We start from the raw sequence: 21,246 nt of genomic DNA, 5'->3' as shown, positions 1-21,246 counted from the left end.
GGCCCGGCTACTCGCCCTGAGCGGCCGTCAGCCCCTGGATTCGGCCCAGTACCGACACCCTTCCGTCACCGGAGGCGGCGCCGGGGTCAAGAGCCACCTCGTTGGAGACGAACTCCATCGTGAGGGATTGCTTGATCTCGCCCTTCGTCAGCGCCCGCACGCTCTTGTTCGGCGTGGGGACCGAGGTGCCCGCCGCGGCCGTCTGCTTGACGTAGTGGCGCGTGGTGAAGAACACCAGCGCCCCGCCGTCCGCCGTGCGCAGCGCCAGCGGCGCGTAGTCGCCGCTTGTCAGCGGCTCGTCGACGTACTGCGTCGCGAGCCCCGGCTTTGCGGCGCTCTTCTGCCGCTGCGCCCGCCACACGCTGGTGTGCGTGCCGTCGGTGAACCTGCTCCCGCCGCTCTTGAGGTACGTCGCGTAGTCGTCGCTCACATCCTTCGGCGGGACGGAGAGCTGCGTGGAGTCCGCCGGGACGGCCTCGGCGAAACCGTCCGTGTCCTTCTTGAACTCCGGTACGGCGTCGGGCGCCAGCAGCGTCAGATACGACACCTGCCACGGCTCGGACAGGTCGTCGCGCCTGAACACCAGCAGCCAGCGGGCGTCGCCGCCCTTGTTGGCCTTGGTGTCGGCGACGAACCAACGCGGCCAGCCCGCCTTCTTGGGGATCGTGTACCGGGCGTCCGACAGCTTCAGCGGGGTGTGCCGCGCGTTGCCGCCCGGGCTGGTGGCGTTGCCCGCCTTCAGGCGCGCCGCGTCGATGTCCCCGAGCGCGCCGGTGGTGTGGTCGGCGTCCAGGGAGGGGTCGTAGGCCTTGTCGGCCGCGTTGTACGCACTCGTGAACTGTCCCAGCGCCTTGGCGGCCTCGGCCGGCGTGGTGGCCGGGACGGCCTCGCGTTCCCCGTGCACCACCACGCAGCCACTCGCCGTCAGTGACAAAGCGGTCAGTGAGACCGCTATGAGTCCGTTCCGGTCACGCCTGCGGAGCCTTCGACGGCTGCGATCCCTGGTCATGAGGTGACTTCACCTTCCCCTTCCCGGAGGCGAACCCTACCGGGGAGAGGAACAGCGCGAGCGTCGGGACCAGGTAGAGCAGCCACACCGCGAGCTGGACCACCGTCGGGTTGGGCTGGAAGTTGAAGACGCCCTTCAGCAGGGTGCCGTACCAACTGTCCGGCGGGATCGTGTCGCTGATGTCGAAGGCCTTTTCGGTCAGGCCCGGCAGCCAGCCCGCCTCCTGCAGGTCGTGGACGCCGTACGCGAGCACACCGGCCGCGATGACCACCAGCATGCCGCCGGTCCAGGTGAAGAACTTGGCCAGGTTGATGCGCAGGGCGCCCCGGTAGAACAGCCAGCCGAGGAGTACCGCCGTGGCCAGGCCCAGGGCGGCGCCGACCAGCGGTCGCGGGGTGCCGTCGCTCGCCGTGTGCACCGACACCCACACGAACAGGGAGGTCTCCAGGCCCTCGCGTCCCACCGCGAGGAACGCGGTCGCCACCAGCGCGACCGTGCCCATGCTCAGGGCCGCGTCCAGCTTGCCGTGCAGCTCGGACTTCAGGTGTCGGGCGGTGCGCCGCATCCAGAACACCATCCACGTCACCAGGCCCACCGCGAGGATCGACAGCGAGCCGCCGAGCGCCTCCTGCGCCTCGAACGTCAGCTCCTGGGAGCCGAATTCGAGGGCGCAGCCGAAGCCCAGGGCGACCGCGACGGCGACGCCGATGCCGATCCAGATCGGCTTGAGGGCGTCCCGGCGGTCCGTCTTGACCAGGTAGGCGATGAGGATGCAGACGACGAGGCTGGCCTCGAGTCCCTCGCGCAGACCGATCAGATAGTTGGAGAACACGGGCTACGCCTCCTTCGAGAACAGCGTGCTGCCCCACCAGTCGTCCTTGTCGCGGACGCCGGGCGGAACCGCGAAGACCGCCGAACCCACGTGCTGGATGTACTCGTTGAGCGCGTCGGTGGCCAGGTTGCGCTGCACCTGGATGAACCCCTTGCGCACATCCCGCTGGTACGCCAGGAAGAACAGGCCCGCCTCCAGCCGGCCCAGACCGTCCGTGCCGTCGGTGAAGGAGTAGCCGCGGCGCAGCAGCGTCGCCCCGTGGTTGGAGTCGGGGTGCGCGAGGCGGACGTGCGCGTCGGGCTTCATCGCCTTCAGGAACGGCTCGTCGCGCTCCTTGGCCTTGCCGACCGGCGCGCCCTCGCCCTTGTCGCGGCCGAAGATGTCCTCCTGCTCCTGCAGCGAGGTGCGGTCCCAGGTCTCGATGTGCATGCGGATGCGCCGGGCGACGAGGTAGGAGCCGCCGGTCATCCACTCCGGGCCGTCCTTCTCGTCCACCCAGACGTGCTTGCGCAGGCGGTCCGTCTCGGTGCCCGCGATGTTGCGGGTGCCGTCCTTGAAGCCCATCAGGTTGCGCGGGGTCTGCGCGTCGGGGGTCGTGGACGACGTCTTGCCGAAGCCGAGCTGCGACCAGCGGATGACGACCTTGCCGAAGCCGATGCGGGCGAGGTTGCGGATGGCGTGCACCGCGACCTGGGGGTCGTCCGCGCAGGCCTGCACGCACAGGTCGCCGCCGCTGCGGTTCTTGTCGAGGTTGTCGCCGGCGAACTTCGGCAGGTCGACGAGAGCCTCGGGCCGCTGGTCGGCCAGGTCGAACTTCCCGAACAGCGACGGGCCGAAGCCGAGGGTGAGGGTCAGCCGCGACGGCTTGAGGCCCAGCGCCTCGCCGGTGTCGTCCGGCGGTGCCTCCGCGAGGCCGCCGTACGGGCCCTCGCCGACGGCGTGCCCGGTGGTCATCCGACGGGCCGCCTCGGTCCAGTCCTTCAGCAGCTGGACGAACTCGGCGCGGTCGTCGGTGGTCACGTCGAACGCGGCGAAGTGCAGCCGGTCCTGCACGGGCGTGGAGATGCCCGCCTGGTGCGCGCCGTGGAAGGCGACGCCGGCGCCCGCCTCGGCGCCGGCCGGGTCGACGTCGTTGCCGGTGCGGGTCATCGCGACCGCGCCCCCGGCCGCGGCGGCGCCGAGCGCGAGCCCGGCCCCGCCCCAGCCGATCAGGGCGCGCCGGGAGGGTGTGGTGGAGGGCGCGGTGGAGGTGGTGTCGGTGTCCGTCATGGTCGAGTCCCTACCTCACTTTCACTTCGCAACGGCGGCGGCGAGCTTGGACAGCGGCTCCGCGAGGGCGTTGACCGCGTCCGACAGCTCCTTCTGGTCGGCGTCGCCGACCTTGTCGTACGAGACGAAGTCGTACGACCCCTTGTCCGCGCGGTACTTGTCGAGCAGCGTGTTCAGCGCGCCGAACTGCTTGTCCAGCTCGGTGGTCAGCGTCTTGTCGTTCTCCTGCGCGACCGGCTTGAGTAGCTCGTACGACTTCTGCGCGCCCTCGACGTTGGCCTTGAAGTCGACCAGGTCGGTGTGCGAGTAGCGCTCCTCCTCGCCGGTGACCTTGCCGGTGGCGACTTCGTCGAGCAGTTCCTTTGCGCCGTTGGCCATGGAGGTGGGGGTGATGTCGGCCTTGCCGACCCTCTCCTGCCAGTCCTTGAGGTCGGTGATCAGCCGGCCGGCGAGCTGCTTCTCACGGTCGCCGATCTTCTTGTCCTGCCAGAGGGCCTTTTCCAGGCGGTGCCAGCCGGTCCAGTCCTTCGCCGGGTCCTGGCCGTCCTCCAGGCCGTCCTCGCGGACGTCGACCTTGGGGTCGATGTCGCCGAAGGACTCCGCGACGGGCTCGGTGCGCTCCCAGCCGATGCGGGAGGGGGCGTAGGCCTTCTTGGCGGCCTCGATGTCGCCGTCCTTGACCGCCTTGGCGAAGGTTTCGGCCAGCGGCAGCGTCTCGTCGGCCTGGGCCTGCACGTAGGTGCGGTAGGCGGCGACGGCCTTGTCCAGTCGGGGATCGCGCTTGGCCGCCTTGCCGCCGGTGACCGTGAGGGTCCGGCGGATGCCGTCGCCCTTCATGCCCGGCTTGCAGGCGATCCGGTACTCGCCGGCCTTCACCTCGGCGGTGACGCGCTGCTTGGTGCCGGCGCCGATGTTCTCGCGCTCGGTGACGACACGGTCGTCCGGGAAGAGGACGTAGACCTCGGTGACCTTGGAGCCCTTGTTCTCGATGCTGAGCTCTATGTGCCCGGCGGGCACTTCCTTCTTCGACGTCTCGCACTTGTCGTCGGTGGCGGTCACGTTGATCACGTGGTCGCCGTCCTTCGCGCTGCTCTTATCGGCGCAGCCCGTGACGGCGGTCAGGGCCGCCGCGGTGGCGGCGGCGGTGACGACGGACAGTCTGACGGCACGCATGTGGCTCCCAGCGGCTGGCTCAAAAAGGTCGTGACAGAGCTCACGAAGGTTGGTGAGGCTCGCCTAACTTATCTGAGGCTTACCTGCCCGATACCCCCGCGTGCCGTGATTCACCTCTCATAGACGCTGTAAGAGCGCGAGATGATCACGCAGGGGTAAATCGAATCCCATGGGAAGGTCAAAGGAAGTTCAAAGATCGCGGGTAGTGTTTCAATGCGCGGGTGACTGACTACGACGTGCTCCGCGTCTTCTGCGCGCCGAACGGCGGCTACGGCAACGAACTGGGCGTTGTCCGTGAGGGGTCGACGGTGCCGGAGCGGGGCGAGCGGCAGGCGCTGGCGGCCAAACTCGGCTTCAGCGAGACGGTGTTCGTCGACGACCCCGAGCGCGGGATCGTCGACATCTACACCCCCGGCCTGCGCCTGCCCTTCGCCGGATACCCCTGCGTCGGTGCGGCCTGGCTGCTCGACGTGCCCGAACTGGTCACCCCGGCCGGTGTCGTGGGCGCCCGGCAGGACGGTGAGTTCAGCTGGATCGAGGCCCGCGCGGAGTGGGCCCCACCGCGCACCCTGCGCCAGTACGCCACCGCCGCCGAGGTCGACGACCTGGCCGTCCCCCCGCCCGGCGAGTGGGTCTACGCCTGGGCCTGGGAGGACGAACCCGCCGGCCGGATCCGCGCCCGCGCCTTCCCCGGCCGTGGCGACGGCATCGACGAGGACGAGGCGACGGGGGCGGCCGCCATGCTGCTGACGGAGCAGCTCGGGCGGGCCCTCAACATCACGCAGGGGGCCGGATCGCAGATCCTCACCGCGCCGCAGCCCTACGGCTGGGTGGAGATCGGCGGGCGCGTCTTCCTCGAACGGTAGGCCGGTTGGCAAGAGACCTACGGCAGTGTGAGGATCTCCGCGCCCGTCTCCGTTACCACCAGCGTGTGTTCGAACTGGGCCGTGCGCTTGCGGTCCTTGGTGACGACCGTCCAGCCGTCGTCCCACATGTCGTACTCGTGCGTCCCCAGCGTCAGCATCGGCTCGATCGTGAACGTCATCCCCGGCTGGATGACCGTCGTCGCGTGCGGGCTGTCGTAGTGCGGGATGATCAGGCCGGAGTGGAACGACGAGTTGATGCCGTGGCCGGTGAAGTCCCGCACCACGCCGTAGCCGAAGCGCTTGGCGTACGACTCGATGACCCGGCCGATGATGTTGATCTGCCGACCCGGCTTGACCGCCTTGATCGCCCGGTCGAGCGACTCCCGGGTCCGCTCCACCAGCAGCCGCGACTCCTCGTCGACGTCACCCACGAGGTACGTGGCGTTGTTGTCGCCGTGCACCCCGCCGATGTACGCCGTCACGTCCAGGTTGATGATGTCGCCGTCGCGCAGCACCGTGGAGTCCGGGATGCCGTGGCAGATGACCTCGTTGAGCGAGGTGCACAGCGACTTCGGGAAGCCGCGGTAGCCCAGCGTCGACGGATAGGCGCCGTGGTCGCACATGAACTCGTGCGCCACCTCGTCCAGTTCGTCGGTGGTGACGCCCGGCGCGATGAGCTTCGCGGCCTCGGCCATCGCCTGTGCGGCGATCCGGCCGGCGACCCGCATCGCCTCGACCGTCTCGGGGGTCTGCACCTCCGGACCGGTGTACGGCGTCGGCGCGGGCTTGCCGACGTACTCGGGCCGGCGGATGTTTCCGGGCACGGAACGGATGGGGGACAGCTCCCCTGGAACGAGCAGCGACTGGCCAGACATGCCAGCGAGTCTATCCAGCGGGTATGAGGGAACATGTCGGAGGCGAGAGGAGCCGGTCATGCCCCTGTTCAAGAAGCGGACGGTCGGAAAGCCGGGCGAGTGGTACTACTGCCTGGAGCACAAGAAGGTGGAGGAGGGGCCGGAGTGCCCCGCCAAGGACCGCTTCGGCCCCTACGCGTCCCGCCAGGAGGCCGAGCACGCGATGGAGAGCGCCCGCGAGCGCAACCTGCAGTGGGAGAACGACCCCAAGTGGCACGACGCCCCGGCGGGAGAGCAGCGCGGGGACTGATCACGCGGGAGAAGCGGGGGAAGCGGGAGTGGCCGGGGTGGCCGACGTGGCCGCCTCGCGCTGTGCCCGCAACCGGACCGCGTGCTCGTTCGTGCGGACGTCGTACGTCATCAGCTTCGGCAGGCACAGCGCGAGCAGCCCCACCGCGCCCACGCACAGCAGCCCGCCCGACCACACGGACGTCCGCACGCCCCGCCAAGCCGCCATACCGCCCACCCAGACCTGGCCGAGCTGCGGCCCGACCGAGTAGGACAGCAGCTCGATCCCGGCGAGCCGGCCGCGCAGCTCGTCCGGGATCGTCTGGTTCCACATGGCCCCGCGGAAGATGCCGCTGACCATGTCGAAGCCGCCGCCCAGGACGAGGAACAGCAGCACCAGCCAGACGTTCCCCGAGACACCGGCGGCGGTGATGGCCAGCCCCCACAGTGCCGCCGAGACGACCACGATCCGCCCGTGCCGGTGCACCCGCGAGGTCCAGCCGCTGGTCAGGCTCACCAGCAGCGCGCCGGCCGGGACCGACGCGTACATCAGGCCGAGCGACCACTCGGCGTCCAACTCGTCCGCGAGGAACGGCAGCACGGCGAGCGGCATGGCGAAGAGCATCGCCGCGATGTCGATGACGTACGTCCCGAGGAGCTCCTTGCGGCTCCAGGCGTACCGGGCGCCCTCCACGATGGACTTCAGGGACGGCTTCGCGGCCTCGTGGGAGGCGGGGGAGGCGGCGAGGCCGACGCCGATCGCGACGGAGACGACGAAGGTGAGGAGATCCGCGGCGTACGCCCAGCCCAGTCCCGCGTAGGCGACGACCACACCCGCGAGCGCGGGGCCCGCGACGCCGCCGACCTGCCAGCGCAGCGCGTTCAGCGAGGCCGCCGCGGGCAGGTGCTCGTGGGCCACGATCCTCGGCATCAGCGAGTCGAGCGCGGGGCGCTGCACCGAGGCCAGCGCGGAGGAGACGGCGGCGACGACGTACAGCAGCCAGACGGCGGGGTGCGGGGCGAGCGCGTTGACCAGCAGGGCCAGGGCGAGCAGGCCCTGCCCGGCCTCCGTCCACAGGATCAGCTTCCGCTTGTCCCAGGCGTCCGCGAGCGCGCCGCCGTAGAGCCCGAACACGATCAGCGGGATGAGCTCCACCGCGCCGATCGCGCCCACCGCGGCGGCGGAGCCGGTGAGCTCCTTGATCTGGACGGGCAGGGCGACGAACGTAAGGAAACTGCCGAAGTTCGTGATCACGCCGGCCACCCAGAGCCGCCGGAAGTCGGCGGAGGCGCGCCAGGGGGCGAGGTCGGGGAGCAGGGCGCGCAGTCCTGAGGGGGCCGCCGGAGAGGCCGGGGGTGTGGGGGGCTCGTCGGTCACGAGGGGTCATGCTCGGCGGAGGGTGGATGTGGGGCAACCGCTTTTTCACCAGCGGGCCGGTGGTGGAGCCGTCAGAAGGTCGGCCAGGCGGGACAGACGGTCGCGGAAGCCCCGGGCGGGGGGCCGGGCGTTCTCGCCGGCTGCCGCGCTGACCAGGTGCTGGACGGTGTCGAGGTCCAGCTCCGCCCCCTCCGGTACCGAGAGGGTCTCGTGGGCCATGCCGGCCAAATCCTGCTCGTGGGGGCCCAGTGCCAGTACCGTCACGCCGGCGCGGCGGGCGTCGTGGACTCGTTCCAGCAGGGGAGCGGCGGGACCGTTCGGGGCCACCACCAGCAGGGTCTCCCCTCGGCGGGCCGCCTCGATCCGCCCGGGCCCGACGGCGAGGTGCGCCGGGTCGGAGGGGCGGGCGTCATGGCGTACGAGGGTGGGCGCCAGCTCCGGCGTACCCGACCACGCGGCCTCGTCCGTCAGATGCGCCGCCAGATGCCAAGGCTCGTACGCGGGCGTGCCCACGAGCAGCAGGCCGCCCCCGTGGGACACCACGGACCCCCGCAGCACCCCCGCGAACCTCCGGGTGGCCCCCAGCCACTCCGTCCCGGCGAGCACCTCACGCAGCAAAGCGACTCGTACGGCGTCCATGTGCCCGCATACTGCCGCAGCCGGCCCGCGTCCACCTCGCGTTCACCGTGAATTCGCCCACAGTGGGGAGGGGGCGGCCCTTGCTCCAGATCTCACCTGAGCGGAGGGCCGCGCGGGTCCGCACGTAAAGTCGGGCCATGACCTCTACCGACAGTGCACAGCAGCCCACCGGCACCCCGGCGAAGGCCCCCGCGAAGGACCCCTGGGACCTCCCCGACGTCTCCGGGCTGGTCGTCGGCGTGCTCGGCGGGACCGGGCCGCAGGGCAAAGGCCTCGCCTACCGGCTGGCCAGGGCCGGACAGAAGGTGATCATCGGTTCGCGGGCCGCCGACCGCGCCCGGGCCGCCGCCGAGGAGCTCGGGCACGGCGTCGAGGGCGCCGACAACGCCGAGACCGCCCGCCGCAGCGACATCGTGATCGTCGCCGTGCCCTGGGACGGCCACGGCAAGACCCTGGAGTCCCTGCGCGAGGAGCTCACGGGCAAGCTCGTCGTCGACTGCGTCAACCCGCTCGGCTTCGACAAGAAGGGCGCCTACGCGCTGAAGCCGGAGGAGGGCAGCGCCGCCGAGCAGGCCGCCGCCCTGCTGCCCGACTCCCGGGTGGCCGCCGCCTTCCACCACCTGTCGGCAGTGCTGCTCCAGGACCCGGAGATCGAGGAGATCGACACCGACGTGATGGTGCTGGGCGAGGAGCGCGCCGACGTGGAGATCGTGCAGGCCCTGGCCGGCCGTATCCCCGGCATGCGCGGCGTCTTCGCGGGGCGGCTGCGCAACGCCCACCAGGTGGAGTCGCTGGTCGCGAACCTGATCTCCGTGAACCGGCGCTACAAGGCGCACGCGGGGCTGCGCGTCACCGACGTGTGAGCGGGCCTGTGAGCGGGCCTGTCAGTCGGTGGGGGACACTGGTGGCATCAGCAGTGTCCCCCGCGTCCTGCCCCCCGTGTCCCGCCGCCATGTCCCCGACAGGAGCCCAAGCCCCATGCCCCTCTCGCTCCCACCCAGCAGCCCGGCCCGGCGACTCGCCGTCTACGCCTTCGTCGTCTGCGCCCTCGCCGTCGCCGCGGCTGTCGTGTCCTTCGTCCAGGGCAACTGGCTGGGCGTCGTGTGGGTGCTGCTGGCGGGGGTGTCGTCCAACATGTGCTGGTACTACGTCAAGCGCGGCAAGGACGCCCGGCGGGACGGGCCCGTCACGGGCTGACCGAGCAGTATTCGTTCGTTCCCTGCCAGAACCGGAACAGTTCCTGACCGCAGTACGTGTCGAAGTCGCTGATTCCGAGGCTCTTCAGGATCGAGTCGATCACGTCGAAGAACACGGCGTTGATCGACGGCACCCACAGCAGCGCGAACACGAACAGCAGGCCGAACGGAGCGAACGGCTCCACCTGACGCCTGATGTTGTACGACAGCCAGGGCTCGATCACGCCGTAGCCGTCCAGGCCCGGCACCGGCAGGAAGTTCAGGAGCGCCGCGGTGACCTGCAGCAGCGCCAGGAAGCCGAGGGCGTAGCGGAAGTCCGTCGGGACGCCGTCCAGCGCGTCCAGCCAGAACGGGGCGGTGCACACGACGGCGAACAGCACGTTCGTCAGCGGGCCGGCCGCCGAGATGAGGCTGTGCCGCCAGCGGCCCCGGATCCGGCCGCGCTCGATGAAGACGGCACCGCCGGGCAGGCCGATCCCGCCCATGATGACGAAGATCACGGGGAGCACGATGCTGAGCAGGGCGTGGGTGTACTTCAGGGGGTTCAGCGTGAGGTAGCCCTTGGCGCCGACCGAGATGTCACCGCTGTGCAGGGCGGTGCGGGCGTGCGCGTACTCGTGGAGGCAGAGCGAGACGATCCACGCCGACGTCACGAACAGGAACACCGCGACCCCGGGCTGCTCGGCGAACCCGGTCCAGGTGGCCCAGCCCGTGACCGCGGTGACGGCCAGGATCCCGAGGAAGACGGGACTGATCCGCCGGTCGCTGCGGCGGGTGAGGGCGGTGGTCATGGGGCTCCCTGAGCTCTCGGACACGCGGTGGGACTGCCCGACCGTACCGGGCGCAGGGGGAAAACGTCTCGCGGTGGGCCAGGGGTTCCGGGGAAGGTGGGCCAGGGTTCCGGGTCGCCGGCCGCCCGGCGCGTCGCCCCGGCACACCGCCAGGGCGCCGCGCCGCCGGAACCCCGTGACCCGCCCCGACCTCACCGGAGACAATGGACCCCGTGCGCTATCGCATCCTCGGCACCACCCAGGCACTCCGTACCGACGGCACCTCCGTGGCGGTCGGCGGGGCGCGGCTGCGTGCCCTGCTGACCGTGCTGGCACTGCGGGCCGGGCGGACCGTTCCCGCGGGGCTCCTGGTGGAGGAGGTCTGGGACGGCGCCCCGCCCGCCGACGCGCCGAGTGCGCTGCAGGCGCTGGTGGGACGGCTGCGGCGGGCGCTCGGCGCGGACGCGGTGGCGTCGGTGGACGGCGGGTACCGGCTGGCCGCCCCGCCGGACGACGTCGACCTGCACCGTTTCGACCGGCTGGCCACCGACGGCAGCCGTGCGCTGGCCGACGGCGACCCCGGGAAGGCCGCCGTCATCCTCGACGACGCGCTCGGCCTGTGGCAGGGGCCGGCCCTCGCCGACCTGCCCGACCGTACGGCGGAGGCGGCCCGCTGGGAGGCCCGGCGCCTCGACGCGCTCCGCGCCCGCCACACCGCCGCGCTCGCGCTCGGCCAGGCGGAACAGTCCCTCCCCGAACTCACGGCCCTCTGCGACGCCCACCCCCTCGACGAGCCCCTCCAGGCCCTCCGCCTGCGCTCCCTGCGCGCCGCGGGCCGCACGGCGGAGGCCCTGGCCGCCTACGAGCACGTACGCCGGCTCCTCGCGGACCGCCTCGGCTCCGACCCCGGCCCGGAACTGCGAGCCCTGCACGGCGAGTTGCTGAGCCCTGCGGAGCACGTCCCGGAGTCTCCCGGCGCGTCTCCCGCAGCCCGGGCCACCGCCCCCGACCTCCATCTCACCCAGCCCCCACCCGCGCCCCCGGGCAACCTCCGTGCCCGTCTCACCTCCTTCGTCGGGCGGGAGGCCGACATCGAGGCGATCCGGGGTGACATCACCGCCACCCGGCTCGTCACGCTGCTCGGGCCCGGTGGGGCCGGGAAGACGCGGTTGTCGCAGGAGGCGGCCGAGACCGTGCGGGACGCGGCACGGGACGGGGTGTGGCTGGCCGAGCTCGCGCCCGTCGAGGACCCGGCCGCCGTGCCGGAGGCCGTACTCACCGCGATCGGCGCCCGCGAGACGGTGCTGCACGGCGCGGGCGCCGAGGGCATGCGGGCCGCCGCACCCGACCGCTACGACGACCCCGTGGAACGCCTCGTCGAGCACTGCGCCAGGCGCCGCATGATCCTCGTCCTCGACAACTGCGAGCATGTCGTCGACGCGGCCGCACGCCTCGTGGAGGAGCTGCTGGCCCGGTGCCCGGAACTGACGGTGCTGGCCACCAGCCGTGAACCCCTGGGCGTACCAGGGGAGTTGCTCAGACCCGTGGAGCCGCTGCCCGAGCCGATCGCCCTGCGGCTGCTCGCCGAGCGCGGGGCCTCCGCACAGCCCGGCTTCCGTGTCGCGGACGACCCCGAGGCGTGTGCGGAGATCTGCCGGCGCCTCGACGGGCTGCCCCTCGGCATCGAGCTCGCGGCCGCCCGGCTCCGGATGCTCACGCCACGTCAGATAGCGGACCGGCTCGACGACCGCTTCCGGCTCCTCACCTCCGGCAGCCGCACGGTACTGCCCCGCCAGCAGACCCTGCGCGCGGTCGTCGACTGGTCGTGGGACCTGCTCGACGAGGACGAACGGGACGTACTGCGGCGCCTGTCGGTGTTCGCGGGCGGCTGCGACCTCGCCGCCGCGGAGGCGGTGTGCGGGCCGGTCGCGCTCGACGCGCTGGGCTCGCTCGTCGACAAGTCCCTCGTCGTGGCCGCGCCGGCGGCCGACGGCACCATGCGCTACCGGCTCCTCGAAACCGTCGCCGAGTACGCCGGCGAGCGGCTCGACGAGGCCGGGCAGCGGACCCCGGCCGAGCGCGCGCATCTGACGTACTACCGCGAACTCGCCCGCACGACCGACCCGTTGCTGCGCGGACCGCGCCAGCGGACTGCCATCGCCCGTCTGGAGCTCGAGTACGAGAACGTGCGCACGGCCCTGCGCCACGCCGTCGCCGCGCGCGACGAGCAGGAGGGCCTCTGCCTCGTCCTCTCCCTGGTCTGGTACTGGCAGATGCGCGATCTGCGCATCGAGGCCCGCACCTGGTGCTGTGAGGTGATGGCGCTCGGCCCCGATCCGTTCGGGGTCCCGGTGCGCCGTGCCGCACCCGTCTGGGAGCGCTGCACCGACGTGCCGCCCCCGTTGCGGGGCGAGCTGCTCCAGGAGGCCCGACGCGGGGTCCACCTCGCCCATCTCGCCTGCATGGACACCGAGCTGGACGCCTGGCAGACCCCTGAGGCGCAGGCCAAGTTGCAGGCCATCCGCGAGGTCTACGAACCCGGGTTCCCGCAGACCTGCCGCACCCCGGGCATGCTGTGGTTCTTCGCCGCGCTGCTCACCGGCGACATCGAGCGGCTGCGCGCGATCATCGACGCCAACATCCGCACCTGCCGTGAGACGCCCGGGTTCGAGTGGGAACTCGGCGGGGCCCTGCAGATGCGTGCCAACATCATGGCCAACCGCACCGACTGGGCCGGCGACGCGGCCCGTGACGCCGACGAGTCGCTGGAGATCTTCCGCCGTCTGGGAGACGCCTGGGGTGTGGCCGAGTCCCTCTCCGCGCGCGGCGAGGCGCAAGAGCGCCGGGGCGCGTACCTGGCGGCCGCCGCCGATTACGAGGCGGCCGTGGAACAGGCCGAACGGCTCGGCGCCCGCGCCCAGGTGGCGGTGCTCAGGGCCCGTCTCGGCGGCGCGCTGCTGGAGGCCGGCCGGACCGAGCGCGGCGAGCGCCTCCTGCGCGAGGTGATCGCCGAGAAACGGCACACCGTCAACGAGGCCATGCCCGCCGCCCGGCTCTTCCTGGTCGGGTGGCTCTGCATGACCGGCCGCACGGTCGAAGCGCGTGAGCATCTGCGGCTGCTGCGCGAGGAGTTCGGCATCGCCCAGTTCATCATCTTCGACGCCCTCATCCTGGGCGCGGAGGCCTGGCTGGAGGCGGTCGACGGGCGGTACGAGGAGTGCCTGCGCTTCACCCGGCGGGCTCTGGAGAAGGCCGACGACGCGCTCGCCCAGGCCGTCGCCCCGCACATGCCCGCCGCGTACCTGATCATCGCGGCGATCGCCCTGGCCGACGCCGACGGCGGCAGCCGTGCCGCCGACGCCGCCCGCTGCCTCGGCGCCGCCGAGGCGCTGCTGCCGCCCGGGCACGTCCGCTCACGCCTGGAACGCGAGACGCACGAGCGGGCCGTGCGGCGGGCCCGGACGATGCTCGGCGACGCGGCGTACGAGGCCGCGTACGCCGAGGGCGGCGGCCTCTCCTTCCAGGAGGCCGCCGCCCTGGTGTGACCGGCGGGCGGGGAGCATCCGCGCCCGCCGGTCAGTTCTTCGTCCGGAATTTGTGGATCGAGATCGGCGCCATCACCAGCGTGAGCAGCGCCGACCAGCCCAGCGTCACCCACAGGTCGTGCGCGACCGGGCCGCCCACCATCAGGCCGCGGGCCGCGTCGGCCAGCGAGGACAGCGGGTTGTAGTCGGTGAAGTGCTGCAGCCAGCCGGGCATCGAGCCGGTCGGCGCGAAGATGGACGAGCCGAACTGGAGCGGCATCAGCACCAGGAAGCCCATCGCCTGCACGGACTGCGCGTTCTTCATCGTCACGCCGAGCGTGAGGAACACCCACATCAGCGCCGAGCCGAACACCACGGACAGTCCCACGGCGCCGAGCAGACCGCCCCAGTTCGTGATGTCGAAGCCGACCAGGACGCCGACGATCACCACGATCGTCGTCGCGACGAGCATCCGCATCAGCTCCACCACGATCTTGGCGACCAGCACGGAGCCGCGGCCGATCGGCAGCGACCGGAAGCGGTCCATGACCCCCTTCTGGAAGTCCTCGTTGAAGCCGGTGCCGACGCCCTGGGAGATGTTCATGCCCATCATGGCCAGCATGCCGGGCACCATGTACTGCACGTACGCGTCCTGACCGCCGCCGAGGGACTGCCCGATCGAGCCGCCGAAGACGTACACGAACAGCAGCGTGAAGATGATCGGCATGAAGACCGCGTCGAACATCGACTCCGGGTCCTGCCGGATCCACAGCAGGTTGCGGCGAACGAGTGCGCCGGTGTGCCGCAGGTGGGAGCGGAGCGGGATCCGGGCGTCGTCCATCTTGAGATCGGGGGCGGTGAGAGTGGCGGCGCTCATACGGCGACCTCCTCGCGGGTCTCGGCGGGGGCGGTGTCCTGCGGGGCACTGGCGCGGTGGCCGGTGAGGGACAGGAACACCTCGTCCAGGCTGGGCAGTTCGGTGGTGATGGAGGCGATGGTGGTGCCGTGCGCGGTGACCGCGCCGACCACGGCGGTGAGCTGGTCGTCACTGAGGACGGGGACCAGGAGGGTCCCGGAGGCGGTGTCCACCGTGGTCGTGGCGAGCCCGGTGATGCCGAGGTCGTCCAGCGCGCGGGCCAGCGGGCGCAGCCGCAGCGGGTCGGACGGGCGGATGCGCAGGCTGCGTCCGCCGACCTTCGCCTTCAGCTCGTGGATGGCGCCGGTCGCCACGACCCGGCCGCGGTCGACGACGGTCAGCTCGGAGGCGAGCTGCTCGGCCTCCTCCATGTACTGGGTGGTCAGCAGGACGGTCACACCGTCCCCGACCATGGCCTTCACCTCGTCCCACACCTCGTTGCGGGTGCGCGGGTCGAGGCCGGTGGTGGGCTCGTCCAGGAAGAGCACGGCCGGCCGGCCGATCATGGAGGCCGCGAGGTCCAGCCGCCGCCGCATACCGCCGGAGTAGGTCGCCGCCGGCCGCTTCGCGGCCTCCGTCAGCGAGAACCGCTCCAGCAGCTCGTCGGCGCGGGCCCGGGCGTCCCTGCGGGACAGGTCGAGCAGCCGGCCGATCATGTAGAGGTTTTCCCAGCCCGGGAGCTTCTCGTCCACCGAGGCGTACTGCCCGGTCAGCCCGATCACCCTGCGCAGCTGCCGGGGCTGCCGTACGACGTCGTAGCCGGCGACGGTCGCCTGTCCGGCGTTTGGGGAGAGGAGGGTGGAGAGGATGCGGACGAGGGTGGTCTTGCCGGCCCCGTTGGGGCCGAGCACCCCCATCACGGTGCCCTCCCGTACGTCCAGATCCACGCCGTCCAGTGCCTTGGTCTCGCCGTAGTGCTTGACCAGCCCCCGCACGGTGACGGCCACTCCGCGGAGTTCGTTGTCGATTCGCGTCATGAGAAGGACGGTGTCAGCCGCCACCGACAGACGGCCTACAGATCACCTACAGGCGCCCACTCCGACCGACAGCCCACCGACAACCGAGCGAACCGCTGATCCCAGCTCTGTCCGCGCTTTGTAACGGTCTCCCGGGGAGGGAGCCAAGTCTCCCTTCCCGCACATCACTTGGGTTGTCGGCCCGACCAGCTGACTCAGATGGACGCACTTTGGGGGATCACCATGGGCACTGCCCGCAACAAATGGAAGACGTACACATCCGGGGCCGCCGTCGTCGCCGCCGTCCTGTCGACCACGGCCTTCAGCCCGAACGGCGGTACGCACACCGTCAAAACGCCCACCGTCGCCTGCACTGAGGCGAACACCAAGCTCACCACGACGCTCTACCCGCACGACTCGGCCCAGCACATGCTCCTGACGGCCACCAACACCGGCAACAGGGCGTGCACGCTCTTCCGCTATCCGCTCATCATCTTCCCCGACCGCGACGGCTGGGCCGGCCCGCTGGAGTCCGCGATGAAGGACGTGACGATCGCCCCGGGGAAGAAGGCGTACGCCGGCATGCTCCTCTTCCGGGTCGACGCACCGACCGACGCGGTGAAGTCGATGTCCGTCAGCCTCCAGGGCCGCGTGCCCAACGAGGACCCGGACAGCCTGCCCATCGAGGTTCCGATGCCCGGCGGGTTCGTGAACATCGACGACAACCCGGTGGTCTCGTACTGGAACGCCAGCAAGACCAAGGCCGAGCAGTACATGTTCAAGGCCGCCGGCGGCAACTGACCTGTACCGCCCTCCGGCCGGCCGCCCGGGTCCGGTCGGAGGGCGCCCGGCACACAAGACGACAGCCCCGCCGACGGGGGAAATCGGCGGGGCTGCCTCGGTGCGGGCGGTGGCTCAGTGGACGGAGTGCTCCTCCAGCGGGAACGTTCCGCCGACGACGTCCTCCGCGAAGGCCTTGGCCGCGTTGCCCATGACCTCGCGCAGGTCGGCGTACTTCTTGACGAACTTCGGCACCCGGCCCCCGGTCAGACCGAGCATGTCGGTCCACACCAGGACCTGCGCGTCGGTCTCGGCGCCCGCGCCGATGCCGACGGTCGGGATGTGCAGTACGCGGGTCACCTCGGCCGCGAGCTCGGCCGGGACCAGCTCCAGGACCACCGCGAACGCGCCGGCGTCCTGCACGGCCTTGGCGTCGCGCAGCAGCTGCTGGGCCGCCTCCTCGCCGCGGCCCTGGACGCGGTAGCCCATCGCGTTGACGGACTGCGGGGTGAGGCCGATGTGCGCCATGACCGGGATGCCGGACTCCACCAGGAGCTCGATCTGCCGGTGCGAGCGCTCGCCGCCCTCCAGCTTGACCGCGCCGACGCCCGCCTCCTTCACCAGGCGCGTCGCCGAGCGCAGCGCCTGCACCGGGCCCTCCTGGTACGAGCCGAAGGGCAGGTCGCCGACGATCAGGGCACGGCTGGTGCCCCGTACGACCGCGGCGGACAGCATGGTCATCTCGTCGAGCGTGACGGGCACGGTGGACTCGTACCCCAGGTGACAGTTGCCCGCCGAGTCGCCGACGAGCATGACCGGGATGCCGGCCTCGTCGAAGACGGACGCGGTCATCGCGTCGTAGGCGGTGAGCATGGGCCACTTCTCGCCGCGCTCCTTGGCGGCGGTGATGTCGCGGACGGTGATGCGACGGGTGCCCTTGCCCCCGTACAGCGCCTTGCTGCCGTCGGAGGGCTTGTGCTGGGCAGCCGAAAGCTGCGTCATGGCAACGGCTCCTTCGTCATCTCGAGGCGCCCTGACGGCGTCCCCGGACCACCTCCATGGTGGCACCTCGTGCCACGGACGGCTAGGGCACCCCTTGTGAGTTCCGCCCTTCGAGGTGGCTCACGTAAGGCCTCGGTAAAGGATTCCGATACGAGACGGTCTCGTATCGGAAATCGCCTAGGGTGAACCGCATGACTACTCCTGCCGCCCCCGCTCCTCGGATACCGGAGGCCGTGCACCGGCGCCGCTGGGCGATTCTCGGCGTGCTGATGCTGAGCCTGCTGATCGTGGTGCTGGACAACTCGATCCTGAACGTCGCCATCAAGACGATCTCCACCCCCGCCCCGACCGGTCTGGGCGCGACCCAGAGCGAGCTGGAGTGGGCGATCAATTCCTACACCCTGGTCTTCGCCGGACTGCTGTTCACCGCCGGCCTCCTCGGTGACCGCGTCGGCCGCAAGAAGGTGCTGCTCGGCGGCCTCGCCGTGTTCGGCGTCGGCTCCGCGCTGGCGGCCGAGTCCGGCTCACCCGCGCAGCTCATCGCCTTCCGCGCGCTGATGGCCCTCGGCGCCGCGTTCGTCATGCCCGCGACCCTCGCCGTGCTGATGAACGTCTTCGAGCGCGAGGAGCAGCCCAAGGCCATCGGCATCTGGGCGGGCGGTGTCGGCCTCGCCATCGCGATCGGACCGATCACCGGCGGCCTCCTCCTCGACCACTTCTGGTGGGGCTCCGTCTTCCTCATCAACGTGCCGATCGTGATCCTCGCCATCGCGCTGATGGTGTGGCTGGTGCCCGATTCCCGCGACCCCAGGCCCGGCCGCGTCGACCCCGTGGGCGTCGTCCTGTCCGTGGTCGGCCTGGTCCTGCTGGTCTACGGCATCATCAAGGGCGGTGAGCTGGCCGACTTCACGGACGCCACCGTGCTGTCGACGATCGTCGCCGGTCTGGTCGTCCTCGCCGCCTTCATCGTGTTCGAGAAGCGCAGCGACCATCCGTCCCTCGACGTCACGTACTTCAAGAACAAGGTCTTCTCCGCCGCGATGGCCGCCATCGCCCTGGTCTTCTTCGCGCTGATGGGCGTGACCTTCTTCTCCGTCTTCTACACCCAGAGCGTGCGCGGCTACTCGGCGCTCCAGTCCGGTCTGCTGATGCTGCCCCTGGCCGCAGCCCAGATGATCTTCGCGCCGCGCGCCCGGCTCGTCGTGGACCGCTTCGGCAACAAGGCCACCACCACCGGCGGGCTGCTCCTGATCGCCGCGACGCTCGGCGCGTTCGCCACGTTCGAGGCGGACACCCCCATCTGGATCCTGGAGGTCGTCTTCTTCCTCATGGGCGCCGGGATGGCCCACATCATGACCCCGACCAGCGTCGTCATCATGCAGGCGCTGCCCCGTGAGAAGGCCGGCTCCGCCTCCGCGCTCAGCAACACCTTCCGCCAGGTCGGCGGCGCCCTCGGCATCGCCGTCCTCGGCTCGGTGCTGTCCACGGCGTACCGCTCGGGCATCGAGGACAAGCTCGGGGCGCTGCCGCCGGGCCTCAGGGAGACGGCCGGCGAGTCCATCGAGGCCACGCTCGGTGTCGCCGAGAAGCTGGGACCGCGGGGCCAAGCCCTGGTCGACCCCGCCAACGACGCCTTCCTGCACGCGATGCACGTCACCGCGCTGGGCGGGGTCGCGGTGGCGGTCGTCGGAGCGGTGGTGGTCGCGCTGTTCCTGCCGGGCAGGCCGACGGAGCCTCAGCAGGGCAGGGACGAGCCCCGCTTGGTGGCCACACCGGAATAGCCGGGCCGGCCGCATAGGACAATGTGGCCTGTCGACCGAAGGGACGGACCGAAGTGAGCCTTGCCGGCAGCCAAGCCTCTCCTGCCACCGCGGGGCGCGGCCGACCCCGCAGTGAGGCCGTCGAACGGTCCATAGTCGAGGGCGTCATGAAGCTGCTGGAGGAAGGCGTTCCACTCGCCGATCTCTCCATCGAGCGCATCGCCCGCACCGCCGGGGTCGGCAAGGCCACCATCTACCGCCGTTGGAGCGGCAAGGAGGAACTCTTCGTCGACGTCGTGCGCATGGCCGAGCCCCCCGACCCCGAACTGCCCGGCACCTCCCTGCGCGACGACCTCGTCGCGATCCTGGAGCAGCTGCGCCGGCGTGGACTGATGACCCGCTCCTCGGCGCTGCTGCACAGTGTGTACGCCCAGATGAAGAGCAGCCCGAAGATCTGGGCGGCCTACCACGCGACCGTCGTCGAGCGGCGGCGCAGGATGCAGATCGAGGTCCTGCGCCGAGGGCAGCGCAACGGCGAACTCCGCGCGGATGTCGACGTCGAACTGCTGAACGACATCTTTGTCGGGCCGATGCTCCTGCGGACCGTCCTGCGCCCCGAGGCCGACCTGCTGGAGGGACTGCCGGAGCAGATCGTCGACACGCTCCTCGAAGGGCTACGTCCCGTCAGTTCCCGCTGACCACGGCCGCGGCCGCCCCTCGCAGTGTGCGTGTTTCGTCACAGACGGCGCCTCGCCCGGCATGTTCGGAACCCCGAACACCGGCTCGTTCGTCTTGGACTTCCGTACGGCCGTCATGGGACGGCGGGGACGGAGCCGATCATCCCCTAGGGTCGTAGAGGCACGGGGGGAGACGGTGTGCAGGCAGGCAGTGAGGCGACGGTATGGCGCAGCAGGCGTACGTGACGGAGACGGACAGCGGTGGCTCGGGTGACGAGCGCCACGGACCCCGGCTCCGGCGCCTGACTCACCGTCTGTTCGCCGGCTGGCGGGGTGACCGGCGCGTCTGGCGCCGGGGGATGGTCGTCGCCGCGCTCGCGGTGCTGCTCGCCCTGGTGATGCTGCTGCACTCGCGCATCCCCAACCGCTTCGGCAACCTCGGCAGTCTCATCGAGACGTTCCTGCCCTGGCTCGGGCTGTTCGTCCCGGTGCTGCTGCTGCTCGCGCTGGTCCGCAGGTCCGCGACCGCGCTGCTCGCGACGGTGCTGCCGGTGGCCGTGTGGCTGAACCTCTTCGGCGGGCTGCTCACCGACAAGACGGCCGGCGGCGGAGACCTCACGGTGGCCACGCACAACGTCAACGCCGACAACGCCGACCCGTCCGGCACCGCCCGGGACGTCGCCGCGTCCGGCGCCGACGTACTGGCCCTGGAGGAGCTGACGACGTCGGCGGTCCCGGTGTACGAGAAGGCGCTGGCGTCGACGTACAAGTACCACTCGGTGCAGGGCACCGTCGGCCTGTGGAGCAAGTACCCGCTGACCGACATCAGGCCGGTCGACATCAAGCTGGGCTGGACGCGCGCCATGCGGGCCACGGTGACCGCGCCGGCCGGGCAGGTCGCGGTGTACGTCGCCCATCTGCCGTCGGTCCGCGTGAAGATGGAGGCCGGGTTCACCGCCCGCCAGCGCGACAAGAGTGCCGACGCGCTGGGTGAGGCCATCGCCGACGAGCCGCTGAAGAAGGCCGTCCTGCTCGGCGACCTCAACGGCACGATGAACGACCGCGCGCTCAACGCCGTCACGTCCCAGATGCGCTCCACGCAGGGCGCGGCGGGCAGCGGGTTCGGCTTCAGCTGGCCGGCGTCGTTCCCGATGGCGCGGATCGACCAGATCCTCGTCAGGGACATGGAGCCGGAGACGTCGTGGACGCTGCCGGAGACGGGGAGCGACCATCTTCCGATCGCGGCGCGTGTGAAGGTCGACACATCGTCCTGACGCCGCCTGCCGGAATAGCGGGCCGGAGTGAGTTTGTTCCGTAATTGAACATACGCTGTACGGAACCCGCTCTCGTTTGAAAG

Annotated in this window: 20 protein-coding genes; 9 read left to right on the top strand and 11 right to left on the bottom strand. The window is 71.1% G+C overall.

Annotated features, from left to right (window positions below; all coding sequences use genetic code 11):
* Positions 1-7 precede the first annotated feature (7 nt).
* From IG99_RS02735 to efeO, 4 genes are read right to left on the bottom strand one after another with little or no spacing between them, the layout of a single operon-like run.
* A complete protein-coding gene (locus IG99_RS02735) occupies positions 8-1,009 on the bottom strand; it encodes an SCO2278 family lipoprotein (RefSeq protein ID WP_063768280.1) in 1,002 nt (333 codons plus the stop codon).
* Entirely contained in the window at positions 969-1,841 is an 873-nt protein-coding gene (efeU, locus tag IG99_RS02730; protein ID WP_037669215.1) for an iron uptake transporter permease EfeU, read from the bottom strand. The genes IG99_RS02735 and efeU overlap by 41 nt, the downstream gene beginning before the upstream one ends.
* A gap of 3 nt (positions 1,842-1,844) precedes the next feature.
* Positions 1,845-3,110: an iron uptake transporter deferrochelatase/peroxidase subunit gene (efeB, locus tag IG99_RS02725; RefSeq protein WP_037669213.1), complete on the bottom strand. Its 1,266-nt coding sequence runs from the start codon at positions 3,108-3,110 to the stop codon at positions 1,845-1,847.
* Positions 3,111-3,131: 21 nt separating this feature from the next.
* Positions 3,132-4,283, bottom strand: coding sequence for an iron uptake system protein EfeO (efeO, locus tag IG99_RS02720; RefSeq protein ID WP_037669212.1), 1,152 nt, complete (start codon positions 4,281-4,283; stop codon positions 3,132-3,134).
* 221 nt (positions 4,284-4,504) lie between these two features.
* On the opposite strand from efeO, the gene IG99_RS02715 reads away from it, so the two are divergent.
* Positions 4,505-5,149, top strand: coding sequence for a PhzF family phenazine biosynthesis protein (locus IG99_RS02715; protein WP_037669211.1), 645 nt, complete (start codon positions 4,505-4,507; stop codon positions 5,147-5,149).
* Positions 5,150-5,166: 17 nt separating this feature from the next.
* Here the strand turns inward: IG99_RS02715 and map are convergent, their stop codons facing one another.
* Positions 5,167-6,024, bottom strand: coding sequence for a type I methionyl aminopeptidase (gene map / locus IG99_RS02710; protein ID WP_037669210.1), 858 nt, complete (start codon positions 6,022-6,024; stop codon positions 5,167-5,169).
* Between the two features lie 58 nt (positions 6,025-6,082).
* Here map and IG99_RS02705 point away from each other — a divergent pair, with 58 nt between their 5' ends.
* Positions 6,083-6,313: a hypothetical protein gene (locus tag IG99_RS02705; RefSeq protein WP_037669209.1), complete on the top strand. Its 231-nt coding sequence runs from the start codon at positions 6,083-6,085 to the stop codon at positions 6,311-6,313.
* Here IG99_RS02705 and IG99_RS02700 read toward each other — a convergent pair whose 3' ends face one another.
* A complete protein-coding gene (locus tag IG99_RS02700; protein WP_051864843.1) occupies positions 6,314-7,669 on the bottom strand; it encodes an MFS transporter in 1,356 nt (451 codons plus the stop codon).
* A gap of 45 nt (positions 7,670-7,714) precedes the next feature.
* Positions 7,715-8,308 carry a hypothetical protein gene (locus tag IG99_RS02695; RefSeq protein WP_037669207.1) on the bottom strand — a complete coding sequence of 198 codons (594 nt, stop codon included), beginning with the start codon at positions 8,306-8,308 and terminating at the stop codon, positions 7,715-7,717.
* A gap of 137 nt (positions 8,309-8,445) precedes the next feature.
* On the opposite strand from IG99_RS02695, the gene npdG reads away from it, so the two are divergent.
* Both npdG and IG99_RS02685 read left to right on the top strand, forming a co-directional pair.
* On the top strand, positions 8,446-9,171 hold the full coding sequence (gene npdG / locus IG99_RS02690; RefSeq protein ID WP_037669205.1) for an NADPH-dependent F420 reductase: 726 nt from the start codon (positions 8,446-8,448) through the stop codon (positions 9,169-9,171).
* Between the two features lie 115 nt (positions 9,172-9,286).
* Entirely contained in the window at positions 9,287-9,505 is a 219-nt protein-coding gene (locus IG99_RS02685) for a hypothetical protein (protein ID WP_037669204.1), read from the top strand.
* Here IG99_RS02685 and IG99_RS02680 read toward each other — a convergent pair.
* Positions 9,495-10,295: a site-2 protease family protein gene (locus IG99_RS02680; RefSeq protein WP_037669201.1), complete on the bottom strand. Its 801-nt coding sequence runs from the start codon at positions 10,293-10,295 to the stop codon at positions 9,495-9,497. The genes IG99_RS02685 and IG99_RS02680 overlap by 11 nt on opposite strands.
* Before the next feature lie 203 nt (positions 10,296-10,498).
* Between IG99_RS02680 and IG99_RS02675 the strand changes: the two genes are divergently transcribed.
* Positions 10,499-13,819, top strand: coding sequence for an AfsR/SARP family transcriptional regulator (locus IG99_RS02675; protein ID WP_037669198.1), 3,321 nt, complete (start codon positions 10,499-10,501; stop codon positions 13,817-13,819).
* Positions 13,820-13,850: 31 nt separating this feature from the next.
* Here IG99_RS02675 and IG99_RS02670 read toward each other — a convergent pair whose 3' ends face one another.
* Both IG99_RS02670 and IG99_RS02665 read right to left on the bottom strand, forming a co-directional pair.
* Entirely contained in the window at positions 13,851-14,675 is an 825-nt protein-coding gene (locus IG99_RS02670; RefSeq protein ID WP_037669197.1) for an ABC transporter permease, read from the bottom strand.
* A complete protein-coding gene (locus IG99_RS02665) occupies positions 14,672-15,691 on the bottom strand; it encodes an ATP-binding cassette domain-containing protein (RefSeq protein ID WP_037669194.1) in 1,020 nt (339 codons plus the stop codon). Before IG99_RS02665 ends, IG99_RS02670 begins: the two co-directional genes overlap by 4 nt.
* A gap of 198 nt (positions 15,692-15,889) precedes the next feature.
* Between IG99_RS02665 and IG99_RS02660 the strand changes: the two genes are divergently transcribed.
* A complete protein-coding gene (locus tag IG99_RS02660; RefSeq protein WP_078947495.1) occupies positions 15,890-16,471 on the top strand; it encodes a DUF4232 domain-containing protein in 582 nt (193 codons plus the stop codon).
* A gap of 114 nt (positions 16,472-16,585) precedes the next feature.
* Here IG99_RS02660 and panB read toward each other — a convergent pair whose 3' ends face one another.
* Positions 16,586-17,452 carry a 3-methyl-2-oxobutanoate hydroxymethyltransferase gene (gene panB / locus IG99_RS02655; RefSeq protein WP_037669190.1) on the bottom strand — a complete coding sequence of 289 codons (867 nt, stop codon included), beginning with the start codon at positions 17,450-17,452 and terminating at the stop codon, positions 16,586-16,588.
* A gap of 191 nt (positions 17,453-17,643) precedes the next feature.
* Between panB and IG99_RS02650 the strand changes: the two genes are divergently transcribed.
* From IG99_RS02650 to IG99_RS02640, 3 genes are all read left to right on the top strand, one after another.
* Entirely contained in the window at positions 17,644-19,233 is a 1,590-nt protein-coding gene (locus tag IG99_RS02650) for an MFS transporter (protein ID WP_199815438.1), read from the top strand.
* Positions 19,234-19,286: 53 nt separating this feature from the next.
* A complete protein-coding gene (locus IG99_RS02645; RefSeq protein WP_063768279.1) occupies positions 19,287-19,910 on the top strand; it encodes a TetR/AcrR family transcriptional regulator in 624 nt (207 codons plus the stop codon).
* Between the two features lie 338 nt (positions 19,911-20,248).
* Positions 20,249-21,163: an endonuclease/exonuclease/phosphatase family protein gene (locus tag IG99_RS02640; RefSeq protein WP_063768284.1), complete on the top strand. Its 915-nt coding sequence runs from the start codon at positions 20,249-20,251 to the stop codon at positions 21,161-21,163.
* Positions 21,164-21,246 lie beyond the last annotated feature (83 nt).

The organism is Streptomyces griseus subsp. griseus (assembly GCF_000720255.1).
GTDB lineage: Bacteria > Actinomycetota > Actinomycetes > Streptomycetales > Streptomycetaceae > Streptomyces > Streptomyces griseus_I.
Note: the sequence above shows the minus strand (reverse complement) of the source record. Positions and strands in the feature narration are given on the sequence as shown.